The following is a 14,945-nucleotide window of genomic DNA, read 5'->3' as shown; positions in this document are numbered from 1 at the left end:
ACGCGGTTTCATTGACTAAGCGACCTTTCGTCGCGACTTATGCGATCCCGCTTTGATGATATGTTTCGTCAAGCCGAATGGAGATCAACGATGATCCGTCGCATTCTGCCGCTGGTCGCTGGATTGCTCTGGGCGAGTTCGGCCATCGCCGCTGACTTTAGCCTGCTCAATGTGTCCTACGATCCGACGCGTGAGCTCTACGCCGATTTCAACAAGGCTTTCGCCGCGGCCTATCAGAAGGAAACCGGCAAGAGCGTCGAGATCAAGCAGTCGCATGGCGGCTCGGGCTCGCAGGCGCGCTCGGTGATCGACGGGCTGCAGGCTGATATCGTCACGCTCGCGCTCGCGTATGACATCGACGCCATCGCCGCGAAAGGCCTTGTGGCGGCGGATTGGCAGAAGCGCTTGTCGCTCAATGCCGCGCCCTACACCTCGACGATCGTGTTCCTGGTGCGCAAGGGCAATCCCAAAGCGATCAAGGACTGGGACGATCTGATCAAATCAGGTGTGCAGGTGATTACGCCGAACCCGAAGACGTCGGGTGGCGCACGCTGGAATTACCTCGCAGCGTGGGGCTTTGCCGAGAAGAAGTACGGCTCGGCCGACAAGGCCAGGAAGTTCGTCGCTGATCTCTTCAAGAACGTGCCGGTGCTGGATACCGGCGCACGCGGCTCGACGGTAACTTTCGTCGAGCGCGGCGTCGGCGACGTGCTGCTGGCCTGGGAGAACGAGGCGTTCCTGGCGCAGCGCGAATTCGGCAAGGACAAGTTCGAGATTGTATCGCCGCCGCTCTCGATTCTCGCTGAGCCGCCGCTGGCCATCGTCGACAAGGTTGCCGATAAAAAAGGCACCCGAGCGGTGGCCGAGGCCTATCTGAAATATTGGTATACCAAGGAAGGTCAGGAAATCGCCGCACGCAATTCGTATCGTCCGCGCGATTCGGAGATTGCGAAGGAGTACGAAAAATCCTTCGCCAAGGTCGAACTTTTCACCATCGACGACGTTTTTGGTGGTTGGACCAAGGCGCAGAAGGATCACTTCGGCGAAGGCGGCATTTTCGACCAGATTTACAAGAATTGATCTGGTGAGCGGTCAGCCGGAGCGGAAGCAGGGGGATATGTGAGCACAGCGGTCGCACGGCGAAGCAGCCTGCCCGGGTTTGGTCTTACCATGGGACTGACCCTGACCTGGCTTTCCGTCATTATTCTCATTCCGCTCGCCGGCCTGTTTCTAAGGACGTTCGACCTCTCGCTGGTTCAGTTCTGGGAAATCCTCACCAGCCGCCGCACCTTGAACGCGCTGAAGATTTCGTTCGGCCTTTCTTTCGCGGCGGCCTGCGTCAATCTGGTCATGGGCACCATCATTGTGTGGGCGCTGGTGCGCTATCGCTTTCCAGGGCGGCGGCTGTTCGACGCCATCGTCGATATTCCTTTTGCACTGCCGACCGCGGTGGCGGGCGTCGCGCTGACGCAATTGTTCGCGCAGAAGGGCTGGCTCGGCGCACCCCTGGCCGAGCTCGGCATCAAGGTGGCGTTCACGCCGATCGGTATTTTCATTGCGATGGTCTTCATCGGTATTCCCTTCGTGGTGCGCACGGTGCAGCCCGTGCTGATTGATCTCGATCCGGAGATCGAGGAGGCCGCCGCAAGCCTCGGTGCCAACCGCTGGCACACGGTGTTTCGGGTCATCATGCCGAGCCTGATTCCGGCGCTGCTGACCGGCTTTGCGCTGGCGTTCGCGCGCGCGGTTGGCGAATACGGCTCGGTGATCTTCATCGCCGGCAATCTGCCCAACGTCTCCGAGATCGCGCCGCTGCTGATCGTGATCCGGTTATCCGAATTCCGCTATGCCGATGCGACGGCGATTGCCGTCGTCATGCTGCTGGCTGCCTTCGTGATCATCTTCGCCGTCAATCGCCTGCAACGCTGGGCGCAAACCCGCATTCCCGCGCATTGAGGGCCGGTCGATGTCGACGCAAACGAGCTTTGTGACCCCGGCGACCTCGCTGCGAGCCTATGCCTCCGCCGCCGACCTCGCGATTTCCCAGCCGGCCCCGCGCAAGGCAAGCGACCGTGCCCGCCATGCGGCGGCCTCCAAGGATCTGCGAAGCGAGCCCGGACCGATCCGATTCATCATCATCGCTCTCGCGCTTTCCTTTCTCACGGTCTTCGTCGTGCTGCCGTTGGTCGTCGTGTTCGCATCGGCCTTTTCCAAGGGCGTCAGCACCTATCTTGCCGCGCTGGCCGAGCCGGAGGCGCTTTCGGCGATCAAGCTGACGCTGCTGGTGGCGGCGATCTCCGTCACGCTCAATTTGGTGTTCGGCGTGATTGCCGCCTGGGCGATCGCAAAGTTCGATTTTCCCGGCAAGACGTTCCTGATCACGCTGATCGATCTGCCGTTCTCCGTCAGCCCTGTCATATCGGGCCTCGTCTTCGTGCTGCTGTTCGGCGCGCAGGGCTATTGGGGCGCATGGCTGCAGGCGAACAACATCCACATCCTGTTCGCGGTGCCGGGCATCGCGCTAGCGACGATCTTCGTCACCTTTCCGTTCGTCGCCCGTTCGCTGATTCCCTTGATGCAGGAGCAGGGCACGCAGGAGGAAGAGGCCGCGATCTCGCTCGGTGCCTCGGGCCTGCAGACCTTCTTCCGCGTCACGCTGCCCAATATCAAATGGGGCCTGCTCTACGGCGTATTGCTGTGCAATGCGCGCGCGATGGGCGAGTTCGGCGCGGTGTCGGTGGTCTCGGGCCATATCCGCGGCGAGACCAACACTATGCCGCTGCTGGTCGAAATCCTCTACAATGAGTATCAATTCGTGGCCTCGTTCGCGATTGCTTCGCTGCTGGCGATGCTGGCGCTGATCACGCTGGTCGTGAAGACTGTTCTCGAGCAGCGCCTGGATGAAGGGCAAACCCCAAAGGACGATTTAAGGTGACCATCGAAGTCAAGAACATCGTCAAGAAATTCGGCTCGTTCGCCGCGCTCGACAATGTCGATCTGAAGGTCGGCAAGGGCGAGTTGTTGGCGCTGCTCGGTCCGTCAGGCTCGGGAAAGACGACGCTGCTGCGCATCATCGCCGGTCTCGACTGGCCGGATGCCGGCGAGGTCACGATCGACGGCGAGGACGCGCTCGGACACGGCGCGAGCGAGCGCCATGTCGGCTTCGTATTTCAGCACTACGCGCTGTTCCGCCACATGACGGTGTTCGAGAACGTCGCCTTCGGCCTGCGCGTACAGCCGCGCGCCGTGCGCAAGGACGAGTCCACGATCCGCGCCCGCGTCAAGGAATTGCTCGATCTGGTGCAACTCGACTGGCTCGCCAATCGCTATCCGAGCCAGCTTTCCGGCGGGCAGCGGCAGCGCATCGCGCTGGCGCGCGCGCTGGCGATCGAGCCGCGCATCCTCTTGCTCGACGAGCCCTTTGGCGCGCTCGATGCCAAGGTGCGCAAGGAGCTGCGGCAATGGTTGCGCTCGCTGCACAATGAGATCCACGTCACCTCGATCTTCGTCACCCATGACCAGGAAGAGGCGCTGGAAGTCGCCAATCGGGTGGTTGTCATGGACAAGGGCCGCATCGAACAGATCGGCTCACCCGGCGAGGTCTATGACAATCCGGCCACCGCCTTCGTCCATGGCTTCATCGGCGAATCCATCGTGCTGCCGGTGGAGGTCGCCGGCGGCTCGGTGCATCTCGGCGGCCGGCCGCTCAATATCGCCGCCGAGGGGGTCGCTGCCGGCGCCTCGAAACTGTTCGTCCGCCGCCATGACATGCAGATCGGCCCAGCAGGAACCGGCTCGCTGGAGGGCGCGGTGCGCCATGTCCGCTCGTTCGGCCCGATCCAGCGGGCCGAGGTCGCCTTGACCGATGGCGAGGGCAAGACCGTGATCGAGATCGATGCCCCCCGGGACCGGGAACTCCAGGCCGGTGAGATCATCGGCTTGCAGCCCCGCCGCTACCGGATTTTTGCGGCCCAGGATTAGCCCGAGATGCCGCCAAAAGCGGTTGTCATACCCGCGAAGGCGGGTATCCAGTAATCACCGCTGCCTATAATTGCGAGGACCCTGAGTACTGGATCGTCCGCCCCAGTGCGCAATTGCGCACTGGGGCGGACGATGACAGCGGTGAGTGCCTTAATGGCCAGCATCCGTCCCCTCGTTCACCATTCAGCCACGGTTGGTATGCAACAACGGCCGTCCAGCCTTAGGGGATTCGGGGGATTTTATCGGTGAAACGGGCGACAACCGCCATTATCGGGCTCTTGCTGCTTGCCGGCTGTGCCGGCGACGTCAAATTGCCGGAGCAGCCGTCGATGTATGTCGACATGTCCAAGCCCGGTGCCGCCCTCGATACGGCGGCCGCCGCGATCATGATCTCGCAATACCGCCAGAACAACGGGCTTGGCACCGTGGTGGTCGATCCGGAGCTGACCCGGCTTGCCGAGCAGCAATCCCAGGCGATGGCCGCCCGCAACAAGATGGACCACGACGTGAAGGGCCCGCTGGACAAGCGGCTGAAAGCCTCAGGCTATCCGGCGACGCTAGCGGTCGAAAACGTCTCGGCCGGATACCACACGCTGGCGGAGGCCTTCTCCGGCTGGCGCGACTCGCCGCCGCACAAGGCCAATATGCTGAAGCACGGTGTCACAAAATTGGGCATCGCGGCCACTTATGCTCCAAACACCAAATACAAGGTGTTCTGGACGCTTATCCTGGCATCGACCTGAAGCAGGGACCGGGTAGGGCTCCAGAATTTCACAATGCGATAAACTCGGCGTGATCCTTGCTTCGATCTCGCTGATTGACGCCGTCGCGAACTGCCGCCACGGTGCCGCTGTCATTGTCCACTAGCCGGCGGTCACGATGGATTCTCCCCATACGGTCACAATGAGTTCTTCGGATTCTGCACCGGCCACCACGCCCGCAATGGCCCAGCGCGTCCTGGTGCTGCAAGGCGGCGGCGCGCTAGGCTCCTACCAGGCGGGCGCCTTTCAGGCGCTGTGTCGCTCGGGCTTCGAGCCGGAATGGATTGCCGGCATTTCGATCGGCGCCATCAACGCCGCGATCATTGCCGGCAACGATAACTCAACGCGCGTCGATCGGCTCAAGGAATTCTGGGAGATGGTGTCGTCGCCGGTGTCGTGGAGCCCGGTGACCCCAGGCGATCGCGCGCGCTCGTTGTTTAATGAAACCAGCGCGGCGCTGATCGCGACCTTCGGCGTGCCCGGCTTCTTCACGCCGCGCGTTCCGCCGGCACCGCTGTGGCCGCCGGGCAGCCGGCAATCGCAGAGCTATTACGACACCGCGCCTTTGAGGAAGACGCTGGAGCGGCTGGTCGACTTCGATCGCATCAACGATCTGAAGACGCGGCTCAGCGTCGGCGCCGTCGGCGTGGCTTCAGGCAACCTGAAGTATTTCGACAATTTCGAATTCAGGAAGCTCGGCAAAAAGATCGGGCCGGAGCATATCATGGCGTCCGGTGCGCTGCCGCCGGGCTTTCCCTCCGTCGAGATCGAAGGCGAGCATTACTGGGATGGCGGCATTGCCTCCAATACGCCGCTCGATTTCGTGCTGGGGGAGGAAACCAACCGCGATCTCCTGATCTTCCAGGTCGACCTGTTCAGCGCGACCGGCGATCTGCCGACGTCGCTGCTGGAAGCCGCCGAGCGCGAAAAGGACATCCGCTATTCCAGCCGCACCCGCATGGCAACCGACAAGAACAAGCAACTGCACAACGCGCGCAAGGCGCTGCGCGAGCTGCTCGGAAAATTGCCCGATGAACTCAAAAGCGATCCGTCAGTGGAAGTGCTTTGCAACGCGGCAAAGGAAAACACCGTCACCGTGGTGCACCTGATCTACAAGAGCAAGAACTACGAAACCTCGTCCAAGGATTACGACTTTTCACACGTCGCCATGGTCGAGCACTGGAACGCGGGCGTCCGCGACGTTCATCAGTCGATGCGTCACAAGGACGTGCTGGAGCGTCCGCAATCCGGCGAGACCATGATGGCTTACGACATGTCGGGGGATGCTCCCAAAACCCCCGGCGCCAAGCAGGAGTGAATGCAATGACAACGTTAAAAGGCAAAACCGCCGTCGTGACCGGATCGACCAGTGGCATCGGATTGGCCTATGCGCGCGCTTTCGCCGCCGCCGGCGCCAATGTCGTGCTCAACGGCATGGGCGTGCCGGCCGATATCGAGCGCGAGCGCTCCGGCATCGAGACCGACTTCAAGGTGCGCGCCGTGCATTCGCCCGCCGACATGACCAAGCCCGCCGAGATCGCCGAAATGATTGCGCTCGGCGAGAAGACCTTCGGTTCGGTCGATATCCTCGTCAACAATGCCGGCATCCAGTTCGTGTCGCCGATCGAGGAGTTTCCGATCGAAAAATGGAACGCGATCATTGCGATCAATCTATCATCGGCATTTCATGCCATCCGCGCTGCCGTGCCCGGCATGAAGAAGCGCGGCTGGGGCCGCATCATCAACACGGCATCAGCGCATTCGCTGGTGGCTTCGCCTTTCAAGTCGGCCTATGTCTCGGCGAAGCACGGCATCGCCGGCCTCACCAAGACGGTGGCGCTCGAGCTTGCGACCTTCAAGATCACCTGCAACTGCATCAGCCCGGGTTATGTCTGGACGCCGCTCGTTGAGCACCAGATCCCCGAAACCATGAAAGCGCGTAACATGACCAAGGAGCAGGTCATCAAGGACGTGCTCCTTGATGCACAGCCGACCAAGGAATTCGTGACCTCGGAACAGGTCGCGGCGCTGGCGCTGTTCCTATGCGGCGACGAAGCTGCGCAGATTACCGGCGCCAATTTGTCGATCGACGGCGGCTGGACCGCGGAGTAGCGAACGGCTGCGGCGCAGGAGCGCGCACACTAATGCGTGATGCCCCTCGCCGCGGCTGCGACACTCTCGGTTGATATCTGCAGTTCGTTGAAGCCGAGCTTGCTGGCCACCAGAATCAGTACGGTTGCCAGCAGCAGTCTGAGCACGCTCTCCGGCACACGAACCGCGCAGTAGCTGCCGACGATGATGCCCGGCAGCGAGCCGATCAGCAGCACGCCCATCAGCGCCCAATCGACCGCACCCAGCGCCCAGTGGCCAACGCCGGCGACCAGCGTCAGCGGCACGGCGTGCGCGATGTCGGAGCCTACGATGCGCGCCATCGGCAGGCGCGGATAGAGCAGCAGGAGTGCGGTGACGCCGACCGCGCCGGCGCCGACGGATGAAATCGAGACCAGGACGCCGAGCGCCACGCCGACCAATATCGTTGCCCGGTCGGTCATCGATGGGGCGAGCTGCTCCATGTGCCTGCGGTAGCGCTCCATGATGGCCTTGCGGAAGATCAGCGAGGTCGCGGTCAGGATCAGAGCAAAGCACAGCACCAGATTGACCAGGCTGCGCGCGGCCTCGCTGTTGAGTTCGAGCTGCCACAACACCAGCAGGGTAACGATGCTTGCCGGGATGCTGCCGCTGGCAAGGCGGATCACCGCCGGCCAGTGAATGCTCTGCGCCAGGCCATGCACCAGGCTGCCGCCGGTCTTGGTCGCCGCGGCGTAAAGCAGGTCGGTGCCAACAGCGGTCGACGGGTGAATGCCGAACAACAGGATCAGCAGCGGCGTCATCAGCGAACCGCCGCCGACGCCGGTCATCCCGACCAGCAGGCCGACGCCGAATCCTGATGCAACGTAGAGAGGATCGATCATTTCAAGTGTCAGATATTTGATTCCATAGAGTATATAGCAACGCAGGTGGCGACGTCCCGATCGGGCAAAATAAGAACGCTTTGTGCAGGCTCCGCAGCGCGCTGGATATTTTCTCCATTATGGCGCTGCGACGACGGCAATGTTCCCGAAGCCTCAGATGTCGCCCCGCGAAATCGTTACGGATGTGAGGCTGGAACACGCCAGCCGTTTGTTCCTGCTCCTCAAGAGCGGGGGAAATGTGGCGCGATTGCTGTCCTATTGCTTCAGGACGAGCGCTTGCCGAACGCCAGCACGTGGAGTCCCAGCCGCCGGCGCACGATCCAGAACAGCAACACGGTCTCGAACGCCAGCGAGATCGAGGTCGCCGCTGCCGCGCCGTGGCCGCCGAAACGGGGCACCAGGATGACGCAAAGCACGACGTTCATGACGAAGGCGAGCGCATAGGCCAGCGCGCAGATGTGCTGGTGGCCGAGCATGTTGAGCAGACGCTCGACCGGGCCGATCGCAGCACGTACCAGAAGGCCGATCGCCGCAATGAACATGATGTCGTAGCCGGCCACGAATTGCGGCCCGAACAGCCACAGCAATGGCTTGCCGAGCGCCAGCAGCACGATGGTCGCCGCGAGCGACGGCCAGAACGTCCACTGGATCGCGTGCGCCACATAGGCCGACAGCCGCGGCTTGTCGCCCTGGGCATGATATTCAGCAAAGCGGTGTGCCGTGGTCGCTGCCATCGCGTAGTGAATGAAGGACACCAGCGCCAGCGTCTTCACCACGGCGAAATAGATGCCGACTTCTTCCGACGAACGGAATTGCTGCAGCACCAGCACGTCGGTGTAGGACAGCAGCAGGTAAAATCCTTCGACCATCAGGATCGGCAGCGAGACCGCGAGCCAGCCGCGGAAATCATAGGCCTTGGGGCCGGGCTCGACATGGCCGCCGAGCCGGCGATTGAGTACGATCATCTGGCCGAGCATCGCGATCCACACCGCCGCAGCGCTCGCCAGCATCGCGGCGGTGGCGCCGAGATTGAAGCCGAGCGCGAAGGCGCCTGCGGTAAAGCCGACGATCAGCGATTGCCGCACGATGAATTGCGGCATCAGGCCGAGCTGCATCCAGTCATGCGAGCGGGCGATGCCATCCTGGGTATTGGCGACGACAAAGGCCGGCAGCGTCAGGCAACCGATATAGAGCGGAATGGTCGCGTTGCCGTCGATCCAAGTCGACAGTCCCTTCACCACGCCCGCCAGCAGCAGCGAGACAAGAGAGGAGACCGCGAAGGTGATCCAGCGGCTGCCGGAGAGGAAGCCGCGCAGCAATGCATGTTCGCCGCGCGTTCGATATTCCGGAATGATCTTCTGCGCGGATGCCGAGATGCCGAAATCCATCATGCTGCCGAGCAGCAGCACCCAAGTCCAGACATAGACATAGACGCCGTAATCCGAGCCGCCCATCCAGCGCGCCAGCAGGATCTGCGAAAAATAGGCCAGCGCCGCGCTGAAAACGCGGATGACAAAGATCATGCCGGCGAGGCGCCGCGTGACGGAAGCTTCATGGGAGCCGCCGAGCAGGGCGCGCAGGCGGCCGATCACGCCGGAAGGCGAGGCGGCTGCGGATTGTGTCTCCATCACGGCCACAAGGATGCATCCCCGAAACGCGCCGCGAGGCGGCGGCGATGGCCTGACGTATCAACCATTCGTTAAGATTCGGTTGGGTCGGGGACCTGTTCCATCAAGCCTGCAGGTGGGATTCGGAGAGCTTGGCCAGACGGATAAGGCGCTGGCGCTGGTCATAGCAAGTTTTGGCGGTTGCAACAGGCGTAGACAATGCTCGATTACCCGACGCTCGCTTTCGACAGGAACGATCGGACGCTCGACGGCAATTGCCGGAGTATGGCTGCTTCGGCCAGATGCTGGAGCTGGATCGACCGGTGGGACATAAGCGGATGATGCGTTTGCGAGCCCGGTGCGATCTGCGATGTCAGCGCAATCGCATCGGGCAGATCGGCTCAATTCGCGGACAGTTGCTGCACGCTCTGCATCTGCCGCGTTGGCCCGATTCCCCACTGCTGTGTCGGGGACAACAGGAGGTCGGTCTTGAACGCGTTGGTGTTCGCGTCCCACTTCATCCAGGGTATCGATTCAATATAGGGGACCGGCGGCAACGTAATGGGAGTAGCTGCGCCATTGACAGGCTGCCGGACATGTGGGCTGTCCATTCCCCAAGCCGCCAGCGCCAGCATGGTCAGTGCCGCGCCAATGACAACTGCCATCAATCGTCGCTTGAAGGGGCGATCCGCGTAAGTGTCCTTGCTCATCTCCGTCCGAGCGGAGATGATGGTGTGATCAGCGATCATCTCATCCTCCTATCGTTCGAAAACTGATCCACGCGATTGTTGCGAAGCTCATTGCAACCATGAGCCAATCCAGAACGAGCGCTACGCGTTTGCGCGGCCTTCCCTGAACAGACGTGCTCATCTCAAGCTCCCGTACCCGTGCATCCTTTCTTGCTTGCCTAGTAGCGGGCCTGGCCTGCTGGCCGGACCGTATTCCGAATTGCGCCGAGCGACGCCGAAGCGCCTCCGGCGCGGAAAACGATCTGGTGGGGTCCAAGTCCGCATTCAAGAGGTCGGCTAAAAAATTTTTGCAGGGGACGGGCCTTCGTTAACAACTGGCCGGACGGGCGATGCGATGCAGGGGCGCAGGAACTAAATGGTCTTGCCATTGTTTGTTGCCCGGAGCCATCGCCCGCCGTTCACAACGGCGCCTGTCGCGGATAGCCAAAGGTCTTCAGGACCCGCCGTTATTCACACGAGCGCTCGCGCGGATAGCCAAAGGCGATGGCTGCCAGCTGTTTGAGTACTATTCCTGTCCCGGCCATGAAATGGATGATCCAACGGACTTGGTGCTGGCGATGATGGGGGTAGTCATAGCTGCCGTCATGCTGATCGCAGGCGGGCTCTACCTCGTCCTGTCCCCCGATCCTCTTCCTGTCCACATGCCACCGCCAGCCGTTGTGGCGCCAACCCCCACTTCGTAGTTCTTCATTCGGGGCGGCAACGGCGATGTTGCAAAGAACGGGCGGTGGGAGGTCAGTTCAAATTGACGTTGAATTCATAGGCCTTGTCGCCGCCGACGAGAGTCAGCTTGAGCGCGGCGCCATCGGGACTGGCGCCGGGTGGCAGGCCGTCGAGCTCGAAGGCAAAGCGCTTGACGCCGGGCGGGCTCTGCTCGACCAGTTTCGGCACCGGCAGCGCCCAATCCGGCGTCGGACCCTCGACGAACAGGTTGACCTCTTTGGCGTCGGGCGCCGTGACGTCGACCAGCACGCCGGTCTTTCCGTTGCGCTTGACGTCGCGGATGGTCAAGGGCGTGGGGTCGCCGATATTGGCGGGTTTCGGCACCGCATTCAGCGCGTCGGACAGCGTGCCGTCCTCGGTACTTGCCACACTGGCGAAGGCGAGTTCGGCATGGGCTTCGACCGGAATGCAGATCTTCTCGCAAACCGCGTAGCCGATATTGGCCCGCAGCGTCACTGGCTTGTCGGCACTCTTGGCGACGATGCGGAGCGGCAGCACGACCTGATGCTTGTATCCCAGCGCGGTGCCGCCGGCACCATCATCGAACTTGGTCGGCGCCGGCCACAGCACCGTTACGGCCTCGACATTGTCGGATTTGGAGAAATCGAAGCGGGGCGGGACGCCGGAATCGCCAGGCGTCCGCCAGTAGGTCTTCCACCCCGGCTGCAGCTGGATGGCGACACCACCGAGCAATACCGTACCGCTGCGCGAGCCCGCCAGCAGCCGCAGCGCGGAATGCGCGTCGCGTTGCCACGGCGAGGTATCCTCGGCCCGAACCTCCGACGCCGCGTAGGCGACACATAGGGCGGCGACGCCGATTGCGGCGCGCAGTGGAACCATAGGGATCATGGCACGTCTTTACAGGCAAGTTTCGGCGTAAACCATTGAATTGCGTGTGATCGTTGGGCGAATGATGTCGCAAGCTTGATTGACAGAAACCGCCCCCGATATCAGGATATGAGACCTGTAAGAGAGGCTTTTGCGGATGAGCCCTGAAGGCAAGACACCCAAATCCGTCCGCCGCAAAGCCGCCGGCATTGGCGATAGCTCGTCCGGTGAAGGCTATCTGGACGGCCGGCTGCTGATTGCGATGCCCGTGATGGGCGATCCGCGCTTCGAGCGCTCCGTGATCTACATGTGCGCCCATTCGTCGGAAGGAGCGATGGGCATCATCGTCAACCGGCCGGCCGGCAGCATCGATTTTCCGGGGCTTTTGGTTCAGCTCGACATCATCCAGAAGGCCGACCAGATCAAGCTGCCGGAAAATGCGGAAACATTGCAGGTGCTCAAGGGCGGCCCGGTCGATACCGGCCGCGGTTTCGTGCTGCATTCGAGCGATTTCTTCATCAAGGACGCGACGCTGAACATCGATAGCGGCATCTGTTTGACGGCGACGGTGGACATCCTCAAGGCGATCGCAGAGGGTACCGGGCCGAAGCACGCGATCCTGGCGCTGGGCTATGCCGGTTGGGCGCCGGGCCAGCTCGAGAACGAGATCCAGCACAATGGCTGGCTGCATTGCGACGCCGATCCGGATCTGATCTTCGGCGACGATGTCGAGGAGAAGTACCAGCGTGCGCTGCGCAAGATCGGCATCGATCCCGGCATGCTGTCGAACGAAGCCGGGCACGCGTGACTCTGCTCGTCATGCCCCGCGCAGGCGGGGCATCCAGTAGCCACCATCGTTCGCAATTGTCGAAGACTGCGTTTACTGGATCGGCCGCCTTCGCGGGCGATGACAGTGAAGGGCTCTCTACTCCGCCGCCTGCTGCTGCACCGTCGGCTCGGTGCCGGCAATGGTGGCGCGGCGCATGTCGCGGGGCTGCGACTGGTCATAGCGCCGCACGCGGTGCATGGTCTGGCGGTTGTCCCACATTACGAGGTCATGCAGTGTCCATTTGTGGACGTAGACAAATTCCGGCTGCGTGGCGTGCTCGTTGAGGTCGCGTAGCAGCAGCCGACCCTCCGGCATGCTCATGCCCTGGATGGCGCCGGCATGCGAGGACAGATACAGCGACTTGCGGCGGTGCACCGGGTGCGTTCGCACCAGGCGCTGCAGCACCGGTTTGAACATCTCCTTCTCCTCGTCGGTGTAATCGAGGAAGCCGAGCGAGCCGCGCGAATACATCAGCGAATGCTCGCAGATCATGTCCTCGATCTCGGCCTTGGTCTCGTCGTCGAGCGCGTCATAGGCCGCGCGCATGTCGGCGAATTCGGTGTTGCCGCCCTTCGGGTTCACCACCCGCGCCGACAACAGCGAGAATTTTGCCGGGATCGGGCGGAACGAACTGTCGGAATGCCAGAGGCAGTTGCCGAGATTGAACAGATGGGCGCGGCTGTCGCGGGCGAGCGGCTTGCCGTCCTTGCCGAGATTGGAGACGTCGTTCAGTCCGGTGGTGAGCCGGTACTCGTCCTTCTTCACGATCGTGCCGCCGCGCGCCTTCTCGCGCTCGCCGAAATTCAGTGCAAATGCCAGCTGCTGCTCGTCGGTGATATCCTGGCCGTGAAACACCAGCACGGCATATTTGTCCATCGCCGCTTCGACCTCGGTCGCCTGCTCCCTGGTGAGCGGCACACGCAAATCGAGGCCGGACACCTCGCCGACAAAATGCTTGTGCAACTGACGGATGGCCAAGGCCATGGTGCCTCTCCCTGCTGCGTTGCTTTTTCGGAAAGGCTACTCCCGGGCCGCGCGATGTCAACGTTACTGGCTCTGTCAGCGGCGCATGGCCTCGTGTCCCGAACGCGACGCCTCACGCATTGCGGGCCATCAGCCCGCCGTCGACCGGGATCACCGCGCCGGTCAGGAACGAGGCGGCCGGCAGGCACAGGCTCAACGTCATGTGTGCCACCTCTTCCGCGTCGCCATAGCGGCCGAGGGCGGTGCGGCGCTTGGCGTAGATCGTCTTGTGCTCTTCGGAAATCCGCTCGGTGATGGCGGTGCGGATCGGGCCGGGGCAGATGCAGTTCACGGTGATGCCTTCGCGGCCGAGCTCGACGGCGAGCGAGCGGGTCAGGCTGGTCACGCCTCCCTTCGCGGCGGAGTAGGGGCTGTGCAGCGCGGTGGCGCCGAGCGCTTCGGTCGAGGCGATGTTGACGATGCGGGGCGATTTCGATCGGCGCAGGTGGGGAAGGGCGGCGCGGATAATGCGGGGATGCGCCGTCAGCATCACCGCCAGCGCCCTGTCCCAGGCGGCGTCATATCCATCGTCGTCGATCGCGACGCGCACGGAAATGCCGGCATTGTTGACGACGATATCAAGCGAGCCGAAATGGGCGGCGACGTCGTTGACGACGCTGACGATGTCGCCGGGATTGGCGACATCGAGCGTCCACGCCTTCGCAGCGCCGCCGCGCGAAGCGATCTGGCCGGCGACCGCCTGGGTTGCCTCAGCATCCAGATCGGTGACGGCAACGCTCGCGCCTTCGTCCGCGAAAACGAGCGCGGTGGCGCGGCCCATGCCGCTGGCAGCGCCGGTAACGAGAACCGTCAGACCTTTGACGGAGCGGCTGAGCTGTTTGAAATCCGACATGTGGGACCTGGACAGGGATGCGCGTTGCGAGATTGACAAGGCTGGCACCGATCCTCAGACAGGTCAAACGAAGCGAGGTGCAAACGTGACCGACATTGGCGCAGCGCAGATACGTCGCCTGGAGGGTGCCGATGCCGCGCTCTACCGGGAGATCCGGCTGGAGGCGCTGCAGAAAAACCCCGAGGCATTCGGCAGCACGCTCGAGTGGGAAAGTGCACAGCCGCTATCGTGGTTCGAAGCAGCTATTGGCCGCGCTTCCATCTTCGGTGCATTCCTCAACGGAAGGCTCATCGGAATAGCCGGATTTTCCGTGCGGGAAGGTTCGAAGCAGGCGCACAAGGGCTTGCTCTGGGCCATGTATGTTCGAGACCTTGCGCGAGGTTCCGGCGTCGGAAAGATGCTTGTCACGGCGGTTCTCGACCACGCGCGCGGGCGCGTGGAGATGGTTCAGTTGACCGTGGTCAGCGAGAACGAAGCGGCGCACCGGCTCTATAGCGCCATGGGCTTCGTCGAATATGGCTATGAAAAGCACGGCCTCAAGCATGACGGGCGTTATTACGACGAGTTTCTGATGGTCAAATTCCTCGACGAAGGCTCAAACTAGAAAACAACAAGAAGG

The 14,945-nt window shown here is 62.4% G+C and carries 15 protein-coding genes; 9 read left to right on the top strand and 6 right to left on the bottom strand.

Annotated features, from left to right (window positions below; all coding sequences use genetic code 11):
- Positions 1-90 precede the first annotated feature (90 nt).
- From RX331_RS34930 to RX331_RS34900, 7 genes are all read left to right on the top strand, one after another.
- Complete coding sequence (locus RX331_RS34930) at positions 91-1,080, top strand: sulfate ABC transporter substrate-binding protein (protein ID WP_317254109.1); 990 nt, start codon at positions 91-93, stop codon at positions 1,078-1,080.
- 90 nt (positions 1,081-1,170) lie between these two features.
- Positions 1,171-1,956, top strand: coding sequence for a sulfate ABC transporter permease subunit CysT (gene cysT / locus RX331_RS34925; protein WP_317254108.1), 786 nt, complete (start codon positions 1,171-1,173; stop codon positions 1,954-1,956).
- A 10-nt stretch (positions 1,957-1,966) separates the two neighbouring features.
- Positions 1,967-2,935 carry a sulfate ABC transporter permease subunit CysW gene (gene cysW, locus RX331_RS34920; protein WP_317254107.1) on the top strand — a complete coding sequence of 323 codons (969 nt, stop codon included), beginning with the start codon at positions 1,967-1,969 and terminating at the stop codon, positions 2,933-2,935.
- Positions 2,932-3,981 (top strand): sulfate ABC transporter ATP-binding protein, encoded by a 1,050-nt coding sequence (locus RX331_RS34915; protein ID WP_317254106.1) that lies wholly within the window; start codon positions 2,932-2,934, stop codon positions 3,979-3,981. Before cysW ends, RX331_RS34915 begins: the two co-directional genes overlap by 4 nt.
- A 245-nt stretch (positions 3,982-4,226) precedes the next feature.
- Complete coding sequence (locus tag RX331_RS34910) at positions 4,227-4,724, top strand: CAP domain-containing protein (protein WP_317254105.1); 498 nt, start codon at positions 4,227-4,229, stop codon at positions 4,722-4,724.
- Between the two features lie 160 nt (positions 4,725-4,884).
- On the top strand, positions 4,885-6,060 hold the full coding sequence (locus RX331_RS34905; RefSeq protein ID WP_317254104.1) for a DUF3734 domain-containing protein: 1,176 nt from the start codon (positions 4,885-4,887) through the stop codon (positions 6,058-6,060).
- 5 nt (positions 6,061-6,065) lie between these two features.
- The gene (locus RX331_RS34900; protein WP_317254103.1) at positions 6,066-6,854 is read left to right on the top strand and encodes a 3-hydroxybutyrate dehydrogenase; all 789 of its coding nucleotides are present in this window, start codon (positions 6,066-6,068) and stop codon (positions 6,852-6,854) included.
- A gap of 29 nt (positions 6,855-6,883) precedes the next feature.
- On the opposite strand, the gene RX331_RS34895 is transcribed toward RX331_RS34900, so the two are convergent.
- The 4 genes from RX331_RS34895 to RX331_RS34880 all read right to left on the bottom strand — a co-directional run bounded on the left by RX331_RS34895 (position 6,884) and on the right by RX331_RS34880 (position 11,642).
- Positions 6,884-7,714 (bottom strand): sulfite exporter TauE/SafE family protein, encoded by an 831-nt coding sequence (locus RX331_RS34895; RefSeq protein ID WP_317254102.1) that lies wholly within the window; start codon positions 7,712-7,714, stop codon positions 6,884-6,886.
- A 263-nt stretch (positions 7,715-7,977) separates the two neighbouring features.
- Positions 7,978-9,342, bottom strand: coding sequence for a flippase (locus tag RX331_RS34890; protein ID WP_317254101.1), 1,365 nt, complete (start codon positions 9,340-9,342; stop codon positions 7,978-7,980).
- Between the two features lie 380 nt (positions 9,343-9,722).
- Positions 9,723-10,070: a hypothetical protein gene (locus RX331_RS34885; RefSeq protein WP_317254100.1), complete on the bottom strand. Its 348-nt coding sequence runs from the start codon at positions 10,068-10,070 to the stop codon at positions 9,723-9,725.
- Between the two features lie 735 nt (positions 10,071-10,805).
- Positions 10,806-11,642 (bottom strand): protein-disulfide reductase DsbD domain-containing protein, encoded by an 837-nt coding sequence (locus tag RX331_RS34880; protein ID WP_317254099.1) that lies wholly within the window; start codon positions 11,640-11,642, stop codon positions 10,806-10,808.
- Positions 11,643-11,778: 136 nt separating this feature from the next.
- Between RX331_RS34880 and RX331_RS34875 the strand changes: the two genes are divergently transcribed.
- Positions 11,779-12,429 carry a YqgE/AlgH family protein gene (locus tag RX331_RS34875; protein WP_317254098.1) on the top strand — a complete coding sequence of 217 codons (651 nt, stop codon included), beginning with the start codon at positions 11,779-11,781 and terminating at the stop codon, positions 12,427-12,429.
- A gap of 117 nt (positions 12,430-12,546) precedes the next feature.
- Here RX331_RS34875 and RX331_RS34870 read toward each other — a convergent pair whose 3' ends face one another.
- Both RX331_RS34870 and RX331_RS34865 read right to left on the bottom strand, forming a co-directional pair.
- Positions 12,547-13,434, bottom strand: coding sequence for a TauD/TfdA family dioxygenase (locus RX331_RS34870; RefSeq protein ID WP_317254097.1), 888 nt, complete (start codon positions 13,432-13,434; stop codon positions 12,547-12,549).
- Positions 13,435-13,546: 112 nt separating this feature from the next.
- Positions 13,547-14,326 (bottom strand): SDR family NAD(P)-dependent oxidoreductase, encoded by a 780-nt coding sequence (locus tag RX331_RS34865; RefSeq protein WP_317254096.1) that lies wholly within the window; start codon positions 14,324-14,326, stop codon positions 13,547-13,549.
- On the opposite strand from RX331_RS34865, the gene RX331_RS34860 reads away from it, so the two are divergent.
- Positions 14,325-14,930, top strand: coding sequence for a GNAT family N-acetyltransferase (locus RX331_RS34860; RefSeq protein ID WP_317254095.1), 606 nt, complete (start codon positions 14,325-14,327; stop codon positions 14,928-14,930). The genes RX331_RS34865 and RX331_RS34860 overlap by 2 nt on opposite strands.
- Positions 14,931-14,945 lie beyond the last annotated feature (15 nt).

Source organism: Bradyrhizobium sp. BWA-3-5 (genome assembly GCF_032917985.1).
GTDB lineage: Bacteria > Pseudomonadota > Alphaproteobacteria > Rhizobiales > Xanthobacteraceae > Bradyrhizobium.
The sequence above is the reverse complement of the archived record's forward strand: the minus strand, read 5'-3'. Positions and strand labels throughout refer to the sequence as shown.

Excerpts from the sequence above, each read along its gene's own strand:
- RX331_RS34930 (WP_317254109.1), top strand. The coding sequence starts at position 91 with ATGATCCGTCGCATTCTGCCGCTGGTCGCTGGATTGCTCTGGGCGAGT.
- cysT (WP_317254108.1), top strand. The coding sequence starts at position 1,171 with ATGGGACTGACCCTGACCTGGCTTTCCGTCATTATTCTCATTCCGCTC.
- cysW (WP_317254107.1), top strand. The coding sequence starts at position 1,967 with ATGTCGACGCAAACGAGCTTTGTGACCCCGGCGACCTCGCTGCGAGCC.
- RX331_RS34905 (WP_317254104.1), top strand. The coding sequence starts at position 4,885 with ATGAGTTCTTCGGATTCTGCACCGGCCACCACGCCCGCAATGGCCCAG.
- RX331_RS34900 (WP_317254103.1), top strand. The coding sequence starts at position 6,066 with ATGACAACGTTAAAAGGCAAAACCGCCGTCGTGACCGGATCGACCAGT.
- RX331_RS34895 (WP_317254102.1), bottom strand. The coding sequence starts at position 7,714 with ATGATCGATCCTCTCTACGTTGCATCAGGATTCGGCGTCGGCCTGCTG.
- RX331_RS34890 (WP_317254101.1), bottom strand. The coding sequence starts at position 9,342 with ATGGAGACACAATCCGCAGCCGCCTCGCCTTCCGGCGTGATCGGCCGC.
- RX331_RS34885 (WP_317254100.1), bottom strand. The coding sequence starts at position 10,070 with ATGATCGCTGATCACACCATCATCTCCGCTCGGACGGAGATGAGCAAG.
- RX331_RS34880 (WP_317254099.1), bottom strand. The coding sequence starts at position 11,642 with ATGATCCCTATGGTTCCACTGCGCGCCGCAATCGGCGTCGCCGCCCTA.
- RX331_RS34875 (WP_317254098.1), top strand. The coding sequence starts at position 11,779 with ATGAGCCCTGAAGGCAAGACACCCAAATCCGTCCGCCGCAAAGCCGCC.
- RX331_RS34870 (WP_317254097.1), bottom strand. The coding sequence starts at position 13,434 with ATGGCCTTGGCCATCCGTCAGTTGCACAAGCATTTTGTCGGCGAGGTG.
- RX331_RS34860 (WP_317254095.1), top strand. The coding sequence starts at position 14,325 with ATGTGGGACCTGGACAGGGATGCGCGTTGCGAGATTGACAAGGCTGGC.
- RX331_RS34865 (WP_317254096.1), bottom strand. The coding sequence starts at position 14,326 with ATGTCGGATTTCAAACAGCTCAGCCGCTCCGTCAAAGGTCTGACGGTT.